Here is a 16,401-nt window from a genome sequence, read left to right on the forward strand (position 1 = left end):
TAAAAAACTATCCTATGGATCAAAACTATATAATACCTGCTATTCTTCCAGCAATCTGATAGAAAGCAAAACTTACTACCCAAGCAACTATTAATGTATAAATCATTAAGAAAGGTATCCATTTATTACCTATCTCAGCACCTATAACACCAACAGACGCAAAACAAGGGAAATAAAGCAGTACAAAAAGAAGTAATGTATATGCCACTACAGGATTAAATACTGGATCATTCTGTAATGATTCTGTGAGAACTGTTTCATCTCCATCTTCTATAGATTTAATCTGTGCTATAGTAGAAACTAACACCTCTTTAGCAGCACCTCCAGCAACAAGCCCAATAGCTATTCTCCAATCGAAACCTAAAGGCTTTAATACTGGTTCTATAAATGTACCTATCTTACCAGCATAACTATTTTTTAAACCTTCAGAAGCAACTAATCTGTCATATTCAGCAGTGATAACTTCTTTATCATTAGCATCTAAACCCTGACTAACAGCCAATGATTTAGCTTCCTGCATAAGTCTTGCATTATCTTCATCGGTAGGCTTATATTGAGGGAATGTCATTAAAGCCCATATTATAACAGAAGCAGCAAATACATAAGTACCGGCTTTCTTAATATACATCCAGCCTCTGTCAAACATATGTCTTAATACAGCCTTAGCTCTTGGTATTCTATATGGAGGAAGTTCCATTACGAAAGGAGTTTCCTCACCTTTGAAAAATGCTTTTCTAAATATGAATGCCATTATAAATGCCATCAATACACCAATCATATATATACTAAACATCACAGAAGCGGCCATTTTAGGAGCAAAGAAAGCACCTATAAACAATATATAAACAGGAAGTCTAGCACCGCAACTCATAAATGTTGTAATTAGTATAGTTACTACCCTATCCTTTTTACTTCTCAATGTTCTAGCTGCCATAACAGCTGGTATAGTACATCCGAAACCTAAGAAAAGAGGTATAAATGACTGACCATGCAAACCTAATTTATGCATTATTTTATCCATTAAGAAAGCAGCTCTAGCCATATAACCGCAATCCTCTAAAAATGAAATTCCAGTGAACAATATCAATACTAATGGTAAGAATGATAGTACTGCCCCTACCCCTCCTATAATACCATCAACAACAACAGATTGTATCAAACTGCCTTCAGGAAGCAAACTGCCTACCAAACCAGATAATGCCCCTATTCCTGCTTCAAGCCAAGCTTGAGGATAAGCTCCTACAGTAAATGTTACTTTAAATATCAGCCATAATACAACTAAGAATATTGGAAGACCAAGCCATTTATTTAAGAATATTACATCAGCGGCCTCTGTAAAATTGAATGCCTGTATATTATCTTTATGAACAGCCTCCTGTAAAGCTCCTCTTATATATGAGTATCTTTTATCAGCCATTATAGAATCTGTTTTGGCATTCATAGAAGTTTCTAATTTAATTATTTCTTTATTTAATACTTCTATTACCTCGCCGCCATTATTACATTCTCTTCTTATAGAGTGAATAGCTCTTTCATCTTTTTCTAAAGTTTTAATAGCAAGCCATCTTTTATGAATCTCGCTTATATCTCCATGCATAGTATCTACAATATTCTTGATAGAGTTTTCTACTTCTTCTCCATATCTTATAGCAGAATCTCTATGAAGCTTATTTCCTGAAGTATGCATCTTTTCTATTTCATCTAATATTCTAACAACGCTTTCATATTTATTTCCATGAACTTTCATCACTGGGAATTTGAAAAGCTCACCCAAATTCTTTTCATCTATTTTAATACCATTCTTTTCAGCATGCTCATACATATTGAGTACGCATACAATAGGAATACCCAATTCTACAAGCTGCAATGTGAGATAAAGATTTCTTTCTAAATTTGTAGAGTCTATAACATTTATTATAAAATCAGGCTTTTCATTAAGAAGAACATCGCATGCCACTACTTCATCTTGAGAATAAGCACTTAAACTATAAACACCGGGTAAATCTATCAAATCATAAGTATAACCATTATAAAGCATATTAGCCTGTCTTTTTTCTACTGTTACACCCGGATAATTAGCAACTTTATAATTAGCACCTGTTAAAGCATTGAATATAGTTGTTTTTCCAGAGTTAGGATTTCCTGCCAAAGCTATTTTAAATTTAGTATTATTTGACGGAACTTTTATTTTCTTTGCTATATCACTTTTACTTTCTATTAAAGTATCATCTCCCTCTTTTACTTCTTTATGTTCTATATGCTTTAATACTCTTTCTTTTTTTATTTCTACATTTGATTTAGCAACTTCTATTCCATTAGCCTCAGATTTTCTAAGAGAAATTTCATAGTCCATAATATGAACTTGTATAGGATCTCCTAAAGGTGCTTTTCTAACAACCCAGCCTTTAGCACCGGGAGTAAATCCCATTTCTATAATTCTTTGTCTAATCTCACCATCAGTGGCTACTTTATCAACAACAAAACCTTCTTCAATATCTAGTTCTGTTAATTTCATAAATAACTATCTCCTTTATATATTTTTATAACAGAAATTAATAGACACTTACAAAGTGTTTGTACATTCTAACATTTAAAATAAAATTGTCAATATACTAAAATACATTTTTGTTATTTTATTACACAAAAAAGTAATAAAATAACAATTATTTTTTACTGCCTATCACCATACTTATTGTAGAGAGTATTATTAAAACAGAACCTATAATAATATTAATAGTAAGCTCTTCTTTATATATAAAAATAGATGCAACAACTGTAGTAGCCGGTTCAAACATATTAAGTATAGATGCTAAAGAAGAACCCAATCTTTTTACACCATAAAGCAAAAGCCCAAGAGAAAATATTGTACATACTAAAGATATTACAGCAAAATTTCCAAATACATAAAAATTATTAAGAATCTGTAAAGAACCCGTAAACATTCCAATTATAAAAAAAGCAATTGATACAAATAAAGACATATAGAAAAGCGAAACCATAGTATCAACTTCAGAAAAACTGCATTTTTTATTAGCTATTATATAAGAACCGTAAGTAACGGTAGTTATTAATGCATACACCACTCCCAAAAATGATTCAATCTCTACAACTTGAGTAAGCATTACTATTCCGACAAGAGCAAATATTATAGAAAAAACTTTTAATATATTAGCTTTTTCTTTAAACATAAATATCATTACAAGGAGAACTATAACAGGATATCCAAAATGTATCATATTACTTAATCCCGCAGATATATACAATAAAGATTGTGATAAGAAGAAGAATGTAAGTCCAAGACCTATTATACTAAATATTAATAATTCTATAAATTGTCTTTTTGTTATTTTAAAACTTTTTTTTGAAACAATAATAATTATAAACAAAAAAATTGCTGTAAGAAAATATCTATAAAAAACTATTGAAAGCGAAGAATAATTATAGGCAATAATATTCTTAACAAAAATAGGAAGAAAACCATAAGCAATAGAGCCTATTATAACTAATAAAATATTTAACATTGAAGTCCTCTATAATAATAATATAAATGTAATAAAATAAATATTTAGAATAAAAATTAGAATACTGTTTTAAAATTATGAAATAAAAGAAAATATCATTACATATATAAACCCTAAAATATTATAGTTAATTAATGATATATTATATTCTTAATAAATCAATATAGTGCTTATACAAAAAATATTCTTTTAATAATTTACATATTTAAAATAAGTATTTTCTATTTAGTATTGATTTACATAAAAATATCTACTATAATAAATATATAATAATAAATTAAGGATTTTTATTGTGAAAAAATATATACTAACTATATTATTTTGTGCTATGTTTTTCTATTCATGTTCTTCAAAAGAATCAAATATTTCAAATGATAATTCACTTGTAATATATTGTCCGCATCCTTTAGAGTTTATAAATCCTCTTATTGATGATTTTAAAGCTAAAAATCCAGGTATAAATGTTGATGTTATAGCAGCCGGAACAGGAGAACTTATAAAAAGAGTTGAATCTGAAAAAAATAATCCTTTAGGAGATATACTTTGGGGCGGAAGTTTGAATCTTATAAGAAATAAAATAGACCTATTTGAAAATTATACTTCTACTAATGAAGAAAATATTGCTGAAGCATATAAAAATACTGAAGGAGCTTTAACTAGATTCACTACTATGCCTAGTGTTATAATGGTTAATACAAATCTAGCAGGCAACATAAAAATAGAAGGTTATGAGGATTTACTTAATCCTGCATTAAAAGGAAAAATAGCTGCTGCTGATCCTTCTGCTTCTTCATCTGCTTTCGAGCATTTGGTAAATATGCTTTATGCTATGGGCAAAGGCGATCCTGAAAAAGGTTGGGATTATGTACAAAAATTATGTGCTAATTTAGACGGAAAATTATTAAGCGGTTCTTCTGCCGTTTATAAAGGTGTAGCTGACGGTGAATATACTGTTGGTTTAACTTTTGAGGAAGGCGGTGCTAATTATGTATCTGCTGGTTCTCCCGTTAAATTAATATATATGAAAGAAGGTGTTGTTTTTAAAGCAGATCCTATATGCATAATAAAAAATGCTAAGAACTTAGAAAATGCTAAAAAGTTCGTTGACTATGCCACAAGCTATGATGCTCAAAAAATAATAAATGATGAATTAAACAGAAGATCTGTAAGAGTTGATTTACCTTCTTCAACTATACTTCAGTCTGTAGATACTATTAATATAATCAAAGATGATGAAACTGTAGTTGATCAAAATAAACAAAATTGGCTAAATAAATTTAAAGATATTTTTACTAGTATATAAGAAATACAATATTTCATTATTGTAAAACATTTCTAGCCTTTTATAAAAGATGCATTTTTTATATTATACATCTTTTATTAAAGAATATATAATATTTTTCATAGATTAATAATTTAAAGGAGTTCGTTATGAAAAACTTTATTCTTTTCATCATACTGATGCTATCAATGACTTTATTCTATTCATGTTCTTCGGGAGATTCAAAAAATGCTAATTCATTAGTAATATACTGTTCTCATCCATTGGATTTAATGAATACTATTTTAGATGATTTCAAAGCTAAAAATCCTGATATAAATGTTGAAGTAGTTACAGCAGGTACTGGAGAATTATTAAAAAGAGTAGAAGCTGAAAAAATGAATCCATTAGGAGATGTTCTATGGGGAGGAACATTGAACAGTGTTAAATCAAAAACAGATTTATTTGAAAGTTATACTTCTACTAATGAAGCAAATATTTTAGATGATTTTAAAAATACAGAAGGACCTTTCACTAGATTTTCAGCAATACCTAGCATATTAATGGTTAATACAAATCTAGCAGGCAACATAAAAATAGAAGGCTATGAAGATTTACTTAATCCTGAATTAAAAGGAAAAATAGCTGCTGCTGATCCTTCTGCTTCTTCATCTGCTTTCGAGCATTTGGTAAATATGCTTTATGCTATGGGCAAAGGCGATCCTGAAAAAGGTTGGGATTATGTACAAAAATTATGTGCTAATTTAGACGGTAAATTATTAAGTGGTTCTTCTGCTGTTTATAAAGGTGTAGCTGATGGTGAATATGCTGTTGGTTTGACTTATGAAGAACCTGGAATAAGCTATATGTCTTCAGGCTCTCCTGTAAAAGTAGTATATATGAAAGAAGGCGTTATATCTAAGCCTGACGGAGTATATATTATAAAAGGTAGCAAAAATTTAGAAAATGCTAAAAAATTCATAGACTATTGCGTAAGTTTAGATGCCCAAAATATGCTTGTTGAAAAATTAAGCAGAAGGGCAATAAGAAATGATGCTGTTATTACAGATATGGTAAAACCTATGTCTGAAATATATTCTATTACTGATAATGCTGATGTTGTAGAAGAAAGCCGTCAAAAATGGTTGGATAAATTTAAGGATATTTTCACTAGTATCTAATAATTTATAAATAAAAATTAAAAAGGATTGATATCATGAAAAAAATTATTCTAATCTGCAGTGCAGTAATACTATCACTAGCACTATTTTATTCTTGTTCTTCAAGCGAATCTGGTACACAAAGCGGACAAGGCGGTAATTCACTTGTAATATATTGCCCTCATCCATTAGAATTTATAAATCCATTGGTAGATGATTTTAAAGCTAAAAATCCGGGAATAAATGTTGATATTATAGCTGCTGGAGTTGGAGAACTTCTTAAAAGAGTTGAATCTGAAAAAGATAATCCATTAGGCGACATACTTTGGGGAGGAAGTTTGAATACTGTAAAACCTAAAGTAGAATTATTTGAAAATTATACTACTACTAATGAAACAAGCATAGCAGATGCATATAAAAATGTTGAAGGAGCTATTACAAGATTCACTGCTATCCCAAGTGTTATAATGGTTAACACTAATTTAGCAGGAAATATAAAAATAGAAGGGTATGAAGATTTACTTAATCCTGCATTAAAAGGAAAAATAGCATTTGCTGATCCTTCTGCTTCTTCATCTTCTTTTGAGCATTTAGTAAATATGCTTTATGCTATGGGTAAAGGCGATCCTGAAAAAGGATGGGATTATGTACAAAAATTATGTGCTAATTTAGATGGTAAATTATTAAGCGGTTCTTCTGCTGTTTATAAAGGTGTAGCTGACGGTGAATATACTGTTGGTTTAACTTTTGAGGAAGGTGGCGCTAATTATGTATCCGCTGGTTCTCCTGTTAAATTAGTATATATGAAAGAAGGTGTTATCATTAAACCAGATGGTATATATATAATAAAAAATGCTAAAAACTTAGAAAATGCTAAAAAGTTTGTTGATTATGCAACAAGCTATGATGCTCAAAAAATAATTAATGACAAATTAAACAGAAGATCTGTAAGAAGTGATTTACCTCCTTCTGATATACTTCAATCTGTAGAGACTATAAATGTTATTACAGATGATGAAACTGTAGTTGATCAAAACAAACAAAATTGGCTAAATAAATTTAAAGATATTTTTACTAGTATCTAATAAATAAAAAACTAATATAAAAGAGTATAATATATTTTATACTCTTTTATATTATAAATTTAAATTAAAAAGGAATCATATATGAAAAAAATTGTTCTAATCTGCAGTGCAGTAATACTATCACTAGCACTATTTTATTCTTGTTCTTCAAGCGAATCTGGTACACAAAGCGGACAAGGCGGTAATTCACTTGTAATATATTGCCCTCACCCATTAGAATTTATAAATCCATTGGTAGATGATTTTAAAGCTAAAAATCCAGGAATAAATGTTGATATTATAGCTGCCGGAACAGGCGAACTTTTAAAAAGAGTTGAATCTGAAAAAGATAATCCATTAGGAGATATACTTTGGGGCGGAACTATAAGCATGGCTAAACCTAAAATTGATTTGTTTGAAAGCTATACATCTACAAATGAAGATAATATAGCAGAAATATATAAAAATACTGAAGGTGCTTTGACAAGATGTACTGCTGTTCCTAGTATATTAATGGTTAATACTAACTTGATAGGTGACATAAAAATAGAAGGTTATGAAGATTTACTTAATCCTGCCTTAAAAGGAAAAATAGCATTTGCTGATCCTTCTGCTTCTTCATCTTCTTTTGAGCATTTGGTAAATATGCTTTATGCTATGGGTAAAGGCGATCCTGAAAAAGGATGGGATTATGTACAAAAATTATGTGCTAATTTAGATGGTAAATTATTAAGCGGTTCTTCTGCTGTTTATAAAGGTGTAGCTGACGGTGAATATACTGTTGGTTTAACTTTTGAGGAAGGTGGCGCTAATTATGTATCCGCTGGTTCTCCTGTTAAATTAGTATATATGAAAGAAGGTGTTATCATTAAACCAGATGGTATATATATAATAAAAAATGCTAAAAACTTAGAAAATGCTAAAAAGTTTGTTGATTATGCAACAAGCTATGATGCTCAAAAAACAATAACTGATAAATTAAACAGAAGATCTGTAAGAAGTGATTTACCTCCTTCTGCCATACTTCAATCTGTAGATACTATAAATGTTATTACAGATGATGAAACTGTAGTTGATCAAAATAAACAAAATTGGCTAAATAAATTTAAAGATATTTTTACTAGTATCTAAAAACAAGAACTATGCAAAGAGTATAAATAGTTTTATACTCTTTGTGTTTATAAATAATAAATAAAAAGAGAGGTTATAATGAGTGTATCTATATCCATTGAAAATGTAGTAAAACGTTATGAGAAGCTGACAATAATACCTGATCTTTCATTAGAGATAAAAAATGGAGAATTTTTTACTCTGCTTGGACCATCTGGATGCGGCAAGACAACACTGCTTCGTATGATTGCAGGCTTTAATACAATAGAAGGAGGAGAAATAAAATTTGATAAAGATGTAATCAATAATATTCCTGCTCATAAAAGAAATATTGGTATGGTATTTCAAAACTATGCAATATTTCCACATATGACTGTTAGAGAAAATGTTGAATACGGATTAAAACTCAGAAAAGAAAATAAAGAATCTATGAAGAAAAAAGTAGATGAAATGCTTCATGTGGTAAAAATAGAAGAATATCAGGACAGACTTCCTGAAAGATTATCTGGAGGACAGCAGCAGAGAGTAGCTTTGGCCAGAGCAATAGTTATCACTCCAAGTGTTTTACTTATGGACGAGCCTCTTTCTAACCTAGATGCCAAATTAAGAATAGAAATGAGAAGTGCAATAAAAGATATACAAAGACATGTAGGCATTACAACTGTTTATGTTACACATGATCAGGAAGAAGCACTTGCAGTATCTGACAGAATAGCTGTAATGAAAAACGGAGTTATACAGCAAGTTGGAAGCCCTGTAAGTATTTATACAAGACCTTATAATGTATTTGTCGCTACTTTTATAGGACATTCAAATTTATTCTATGCCACTATAAAAATTGAAGGAAATGATACTTATCTTTTATTTAGATGCGGATATAAATTGAAAATGGATAATTTATCAGATGTAAAAAATGGCGATGAAGTTATTGTTGGAATAAGGCCTGAAGAATTTTTTGTTAATTCTGAAAATCAAGATGGCATCAAAGCAAAAATATTATCTAAAACTTTTCTTGGAAAATATACTAATTATTTCTTACATTTCAATGATAATGAAGTTGTTCCTGATCAGCCTAGCATAGAATATTCACAAGACTCATCATACACAGATAGAATGTATGAGAAAGATGAAGTTATAACTTTAAAACCTAATGCTAATAAAATCAATGTATTTACTCCAGATATGGAAAAAAGTCTTATTAAAGGAGTAAAAAAATATGAATAAACGTTTAAAAATAGATTTTTGGACTTATATTACTTTAATAATAGCTGTAATTTTTGCTTTATTTTTAGTATATCCATTATTCTCTTTGTTTATAAGCAGTTTTAAAGATCCTGAAACAGGAGCTTGGACTTTAGATAACTTTTTACGTTTCTTCAGCAGAAAATATTATTATCAGGCACTTGTAAATAGTTTTTCAGTAACTATATGTGTAACTATATTAGCTATAGTCATAGGGACTCCTATGGCATATTTTATGAGTGTTTATAAAATAAAAGGTAAAACTTTTTTGCAAATACTTATAATAATATCCATGATGTCTCCTGCTTTTATAGGTGCTTATTCTTGGATACTTTTATTAGGAAGAAGCGGAGTAGTAACTAAATTTTTTTCTGGATTTGGAATTTCAACTCCTACAATATATGGTTTCGGAGGAATATTATTAGTATTTACTTTGAAATTATATCCATTTATATTTATGTATGTTTCTGGAGCTTTAAGTAAAATAGATGTTTCTTTAATGGAAGCTGCAGAAAGCTTGGGCTGTTCTCCTTTCAAAAAGGTTGCTACTATAGCTATGCCTTTAATAACTCCTACTGTATTGGCTGGTTCATTATTGGTATTTATGAATGCATTGGCTGATTTCGGTACTCCTATGCTTATAGGTGAAGGATACAGAACTATGCCTACTATGATTTATTCTGAATTTGTAAGCGAAGTAGGAGGAAATGCCAATTTCTCTGCTTCTATGGCTAGTATTATGGTATTTATAACTGCTATGATGTTTATAGCTCAAAAATACTTTGTTAATAAAAAATCATTTACCATGAGTTCTATGAATCCTATAAAGCCTAAAGAAATCAAAGGAATTATGTCTGTATTAGTACATATATTCATTTATTTCATAGTATTTTTATCTATAATCCCTCAGCTCACAGTTATATATACTTCTTTCTTAAAAACAAACAGAGCTATATTTGTTAAAGGATTCTCTTTTAATAGTTATATTTCAATATTCTCTTCTCTTGGAACTTCTATAAAAAATACTTATCTATACGGAATTATAACTATATTTATTATTGTTATAATGGGTATGTTTATAGCATATATTTCAATAAGAAGAAAAAATATTTTAACAAGCGTTATAGATACAATAACTATGTTTCCATATATAATACCTGGATCTGTTTTGGGTATTACACTTCTTTTAGCTTTTAATAAACCTCCTATAATATTAAGCGGAACATCTATGATAATAATAATGTCATTAGTTATAAGAAGAATGCCTTATACTTTGAGATCAAGCTCTGCCATACTATATCAAATAAGCACGAGTATGGAAGAAGCCTCTATAAGTTTAGGAGCTTCTCAAGTAAAAACTTTCTTCAAGATAACCGCTATGATGATGCTTCCCGGTGTTATTTCAGGAGCTATATTAAGCTGGATAACAGTAATTAATGAATTGAGTTCCTCTGTAATATTATATACAGGAAAATCAAGAACAATGGCTGTTTCTATTTACCAAGAAGTTATAAGGGCTAGTTACGGAACTGCTGCTGCTTTATCCACAATATTAACCTTATCAACTATAATATCTCTTTTAATATTCTTCAAATTAACTGGTAAAAAAGAAGTAAGTTTATAATATACAATTAATAACAATTACTATGGGATCATAGGATAAATATCTTATGATCCTATTTTTATATTATCTAAAATTGCAATTTTTCTACTTTATTATATTTACATTTTATGTTATTATTAAGTTTTAATAAAAAAATATTTTACCTATATATTAGATTTTTAAGGAGTTTATACTAATGGGAGCAATGGACTTAGTATTCAAATTAATATTCGGCTCTAAAGAACAAAATGATGCTAAAATATTAAAACCTATAGCAGAAAAGACATTAACATTTGAAGAAGAAATAAAGAAATTAAGCAATGAAGAACTTACAAATAAAACAAAAGAATTCAGAGAAAGAGTAGAAAAATACATAGGATGCAAAACAGAAGAATTAGATTTAAGCAAAGAAGAAAATAAGAAAAAACTTCAAAATATATTAGATGATATACTTCCAGAGGCATTTGCCGTGGTTCGTGAGGCTAGTATAAGAACTACAGGAATGAGACACTTTGATGTACAGGTTATGGGAGGAGCAGTACTTCATCAAGGAAGAATCGCTGAAATGAAAACAGGTGAAGGTAAAACTCTTGTTGCTACACTTGCCGTTTATCTTAATGCTTTAACAGGACTTGGAGTGCATGTAGTTACAGTAAACGATTATCTTGCTAAAAGGGACGCTGAATGGATGACTCCTATATATTCTATGCTTGGTATAAGTGTAGGAATACTTGATAATACTAGACCTCATTCACCGGAAAGAAGAGCCGTTTATAACTGCGATGTTGTTTATGGTACTAATAATGAGTTCGGATTCGACTATTTAAGAGATAATATGGTAACTAGAAAAGAGGATAAAGTTCAGAGAAAATTCTACTTTGCCATAGTCGATGAGGTAGACAGTATTTTGATAGACGAAGCTAGAACACCTCTTATCATATCAGGACCTGCTGAGAAAAACATAAAAATGTACTATGAAATTGACAGAATAATACCAATGCTTAAACAGGCTGAAGTTGACGAGAGAATGCGTGAGGTGGCCGGCACTGGTGATTATGTATTAGATGAAAAAGATAAAAACGTATACCTTACAGAAGAAGGCGTACACAAGGTAGAAAAACTCCTTAATGTTGAGAACTTATACGGAGCCCAAAGCAGTACTATAGTTCACCATGTTAATCAGGCATTAAAAGCACATAAAGTGTTCAAAAAAGATGTTGATTATATGGTTACAGATGGAGAAGTTTTGATTGTAGATGAATTTACAGGACGTGTACTTGAAGGAAGAAGATATAGTGACGGACTTCACCAAGCAATAGAAGCTAAAGAAAAAGTTGCTATACAAAATGAATCACAAACTTATGCTACAATTACATTCCAGAACTATTTCAGAATGTATCCTAAACTTTCAGGTATGACTGGTACTGCTGAAACAGAGGCAGAAGAATTCTATAAAATATACAAATTAGACGTTGCTGTTATACCTACTAATAAACCTATAGCAAGACAGGATTTATCAGATAGAATATACAGAACAAGAAAGGCTAAATTTGAGGCTTTGGCAAAATATATTAAAGAACTTCAGGATGCCGGAAAACCTGCTCTTGTTGGTACTGTATCAGTGGAAATGAACGAAGAATTATCAAAAGTATTCAAAAGACATAAAATCAATCATGAAGTATTGAATGCCAAAAACCACTCAAGAGAGGCTGCAATAATAGCACAGGCAGGAGAACCAGGAGCCGTTACACTTGCTACAAACATGGCAGGACGTGGTACGGATATTGTGCTTGGAGGAAACCCTGTTGCTAAAGGTGTTGCTGAAATAGAGCAAATACTTGTACTTATGAGAGATAAAGCTTTCAAAGAGAGAGATCCTTACAAAAAAGAAGAATTAACAAAGAAAGTAAAATCAATAGACCTTTATAAAGAGGCTTTTGTAAGAAGTGTTATATCTGGAAAGATTGAAGAAGCTAAAGAATTGGCACAAAAAAACAATGCCGATGAAATGATAGAAAAGATTGACAGAATAATACAAATAAATGAAAAAGCTAAAACAGATAAAGAAAGAGTACTTGCAGCTGGAGGTTTGCATGTTATAGGAAGTGAAAGACATGAGGCAAGACGTATTGACAATCAGCTTAGAGGTAGAAGCGGAAGACAGGGAGACCCAGGACTTAGCGTATTTTTCTTATCTCTTGAAGATGATTTAATGCGTTTATTCGGCGGTGAGAGAGTTTCTAAGATGATGCTTGCTATGGGAATGGGTGAAGAAGAAGAACTTGGACATAAATGGCTTAACAAATCAATAGAAAATGCTCAAAGAAAGGTTGAAGGCAGAAACTTTGATATAAGAAAGCATTTGCTTGAGTATGATGATGTTATGAATCAGCAGCGTATGGCTGTTTACGGTGAGAGAGATTATATACTTTACTCTGATGATATATCTCCTAGAGTAGAAGAAATCATATCTGAAGTAACTGAAGAAACTATTCAAGACATATCAGATAATAAAAAACATGTTGATCCTTTAGAAGTAACTAAGTGGCTTAACAGTTATTTAATAGGCATAGATGAAGATGCTGCTAACAAAGCTGTAGAGGGCGGTGTTGACAATGCTGTAAAAAATCTTACTAACCTATTATTAGAAGCATACAGAAAAAAAGCGTCCGAAATAGATGAAAAAATATTTAGAGAGGTAGAAAAAAACATATTCCTTTCTATAATAGATAACAGATGGAAGGATCATTTATTTGCTATGGACAGTTTAAGAGAAGGTATAGGACTTAGAGGATATGCCGAGAAAAACCCTCTTACAGAATACAAACTTGAAGGTTATAAAATGTTCGTAGCTACTATGAATGTTATACATAATGAGCTTGTGAACTTGATAATGAGAGTAAGAATAATACCTAATTCATTTGACAGTATGGAAAGAGAGAGTGCATTTGATGGCGGTGTTGAAGAGAAAAGCAGTGCTAGTGCTATGAATGGAGGTAATGCACAAGCTATTCAAAGCAAAGTAAAAACTGCACAGGCTAATGTTAAAATGACTCAGAAAATAGGAAGAAATGATCCTTGTCCTTGCGGAAGCGGTAAGAAATATAAACATTGCCATGGAAAGGATAATCCTCAGTAAGTAAAAGAAAAAAGAATTAATGCAAAAATTAAAGGTATATATAATTGATTTTATATATACCTTTTTTATTTATAAAATATTAATTTTTTACTTTGTATTTTTTAATTCCTTATTACTTATAGGGTGATTTGAACCTTTTCTCACACTGAAAACTATACTAGTATTACCATAAAAATTAATTATATAAGTATAATCTTTATTATTAACTGATTTAAGAGTAAAATTTCCAGTAGTTACTGCAGATGTTATATCATAAGTATCATTAAGAGCTACGCCATCTACATTTAGAACACTAATAGTTAAATTTTGACTATCTGCTTCTGTTACAGTTACTGTAATATTTTTAGCAGTATCTTGATAAGTACCATTTCTGTCTTTGAACTTAATACCTTGCTGCGTAAAAGGTGAAGTACAAGAAAGTAAAAATAAAGATATTAATAATAAAATAATTTTTTTATACATTTTATTTATCCTAACATTATATAGTATATATTATATAAAAAATATAGTTTTTGTAAATACTAATTGATAAAAAAGCGGAGAGAGTTTTTTATTCCTCCCCGCTTAATTTCCTTATTATAAATTATTTTCTGTTAGCGGCATATCCATACGAAGAACCTGAACCAGGTGTTAATATTGTTCCATAACTTCCGCTTACTTTTATAGTGCCATCATTATTACCCTCTAGAACAACCCATCCATGTCTAATATCACCTAATGTACCTGAAGTGCCTTGAGGAACTCCATAAACAGCCCTGTAATTATTATTTGCATCATTATCAAATCTGCTTAATGTATATGTAAATGATTTACTTCTCCATTTATATTCAAACCATTCCCAATATTCCTCTTCATAAGTCAAAGTAAATTCAGTTCCATCAGAATTAAATTGATAAACTATATTTCTAGTAGAGCTATCTCCAGTTCCTTCAAATCTAGCACCAATAACTCTATCTGTAAATATAGGACCATAATCTTTAAAATCTGGATCTAATGAAGTACCATTAAAAGATATTGTATCTTTATTATTTACTTTTACCAATGACACTATAACAGTATCTGAAGGATTAGCAGTATTTTCATATATAGCCTTATACTTAGAAGTAATAGTTTTTACTTTATATGTTTTTTCTTCTCTAGCGCCAGCATTATTATATGTTTCTACTACAAATCTTATATTTGGGACATTCACATCTGTTCCTGTACCATTTTCAAATGTATAAGAATATGATTTAAGACTAAGACTGCCATAATTTCCTGATTTCCATAAATTCAAATCTATTGCTGATGTTCCATCAACCATATATCCTGAATAATCACGATATTTAAATTCCTGATAATTAGCTTTAACAGCATTTATATTATCTTTAAAAGTTTTTTGATCTTCTTCAGGAGCAGGTTCTGTAGATGATGCATCTAAAGGTCTGTAAGGAGAATAACCATGACCTGTAGGAGTAGGTTCAGCCCTTTTATCAAAATTATGATCTTTAGGCATATAAGAAGTAGGTGCATCTGTAAACTCTTTTTTATAATGTTCATATAAAATAACAGCTCCATTTGCTGTAACATATCCTATAGGATCATATTCATAAAAGGCTTTTTTATCTCCATGTTTTTCAATAGCTTCAAATTGAGTAGGTATTTTATCACCAAGAACTGATTCTGTACCTGTAATAGCTCCAAAAGCAAATATAAATTTAGAATAAGTATCCACTGCTATAAGATATTGCTTAAGTGTAGCTGCTGAAGTAGCCTTACCATTTATAGCATAAAAATTAAACCTATCCATTCTTCCAGGCAAATATCCTAAACTGCTGTATAGAGGGTTATTTGCAGCATATTTATATACTTTTAATTCAGTGATACCAATAGTTAAAGGACCACTAACAACATAATTTTCTCCGTCTTTACCATCATAATATTCTGCAGGTATATTATTCCAATCAGAGCCGCCCGGTATCCAACTTCTAGTATTATCATTAAAGAAATTGTATATAGGAAGTTTATCTCCTTGAAAGCTTGCTTTAAATAACCAGCTTTTAAAATTTTCTGCAGGAAACTGATAATTAGGATCATTATAATCTTCAGGAAGTTTAAATGGATCTTCATCAGCAGGAACATCATCCGGAAGTTTTTCAGGACCTGTATCAGGTGCCTCACCCGATGAAGAGCTGCTTGATTTATTATAATAATACCTAGGATTAAAGAAATGCCCTCCGCATGACATCATAAAAATAGATATTATAAGCAAAAATAATAAATAAATCTTTTTCATATAATTTTCCTTACAATTTATAAACA

At 30.1% G+C, this 16,401-nt stretch carries 11 protein-coding genes; 7 read left to right on the forward strand and 4 right to left on the reverse strand.

What is annotated here, in order from left to right; translation table 11 throughout:
- Positions 1-25 precede the first annotated feature (25 nt).
- A complete protein-coding gene (gene feoB / locus BRSU_RS07905) occupies positions 26-2,515 on the reverse strand; it encodes a ferrous iron transport protein B (protein WP_048594816.1) in 2,490 nt (829 codons plus the stop codon).
- 148 nt (positions 2,516-2,663) lie between these two features.
- A complete protein-coding gene (locus BRSU_RS07910; protein ID WP_048594817.1) occupies positions 2,664-3,521 on the reverse strand; it encodes a DMT family transporter in 858 nt (285 codons plus the stop codon).
- A gap of 292 nt (positions 3,522-3,813) precedes the next feature.
- Between BRSU_RS07910 and BRSU_RS07915 the strand changes: the two genes are divergently transcribed.
- The 7 genes from BRSU_RS07915 (at position 3,814) to secA (ending at position 14,100) form a co-directional block, all read left to right on the forward strand.
- Positions 3,814-4,824, forward strand: a complete 1,011-nt coding sequence (locus BRSU_RS07915; protein WP_083997872.1) for an ABC transporter substrate-binding protein — start codon at positions 3,814-3,816, stop codon at positions 4,822-4,824.
- 128 nt (positions 4,825-4,952) lie between these two features.
- Positions 4,953-5,963, forward strand: coding sequence for an ABC transporter substrate-binding protein (locus tag BRSU_RS07920; protein ID WP_048594818.1), 1,011 nt, complete (start codon positions 4,953-4,955; stop codon positions 5,961-5,963).
- A 35-nt stretch (positions 5,964-5,998) separates the two neighbouring features.
- Positions 5,999-7,027, forward strand: a complete 1,029-nt coding sequence (locus tag BRSU_RS07925) for an ABC transporter substrate-binding protein (protein ID WP_048594819.1) — start codon at positions 5,999-6,001, stop codon at positions 7,025-7,027.
- Between the two features lie 81 nt (positions 7,028-7,108).
- Complete coding sequence (locus tag BRSU_RS07930; protein ID WP_048594820.1) at positions 7,109-8,137, forward strand: ABC transporter substrate-binding protein; 1,029 nt, start codon at positions 7,109-7,111, stop codon at positions 8,135-8,137.
- Positions 8,138-8,215: 78 nt separating this feature from the next.
- Complete coding sequence (locus tag BRSU_RS07935; RefSeq protein WP_048594821.1) at positions 8,216-9,340, forward strand: ABC transporter ATP-binding protein; 1,125 nt, start codon at positions 8,216-8,218, stop codon at positions 9,338-9,340.
- Positions 9,333-10,982, forward strand: a complete 1,650-nt coding sequence (locus BRSU_RS07940; RefSeq protein WP_048594822.1) for an ABC transporter permease — start codon at positions 9,333-9,335, stop codon at positions 10,980-10,982. The genes BRSU_RS07935 and BRSU_RS07940 overlap by 8 nt, the downstream gene beginning before the upstream one ends.
- Before the next feature lie 175 nt (positions 10,983-11,157).
- Positions 11,158-14,100, forward strand: a complete 2,943-nt coding sequence (secA, locus tag BRSU_RS07945; protein ID WP_048594823.1) for a preprotein translocase subunit SecA — start codon at positions 11,158-11,160, stop codon at positions 14,098-14,100.
- A gap of 87 nt (positions 14,101-14,187) precedes the next feature.
- Here the strand turns inward: secA and BRSU_RS07950 are convergent, their stop codons facing one another.
- Together BRSU_RS07950 and BRSU_RS07955 are read right to left on the reverse strand one after the other, a co-directional pair.
- A complete protein-coding gene (locus BRSU_RS07950) occupies positions 14,188-14,562 on the reverse strand; it encodes a hypothetical protein (protein WP_048594824.1) in 375 nt (124 codons plus the stop codon).
- Positions 14,563-14,683: 121 nt separating this feature from the next.
- Entirely contained in the window at positions 14,684-16,375 is a 1,692-nt protein-coding gene (locus tag BRSU_RS07955; protein ID WP_048594825.1) for a hypothetical protein, read from the reverse strand.
- Positions 16,376-16,401: the final 26 nt, after the last annotated feature.

Origin of the sequence: Brachyspira suanatina (assembly GCF_001049755.1) — a bacterium.
GTDB classification, from domain to species: Bacteria; Spirochaetota; Brachyspiria; order Brachyspirales; family Brachyspiraceae; genus Brachyspira; species Brachyspira suanatina.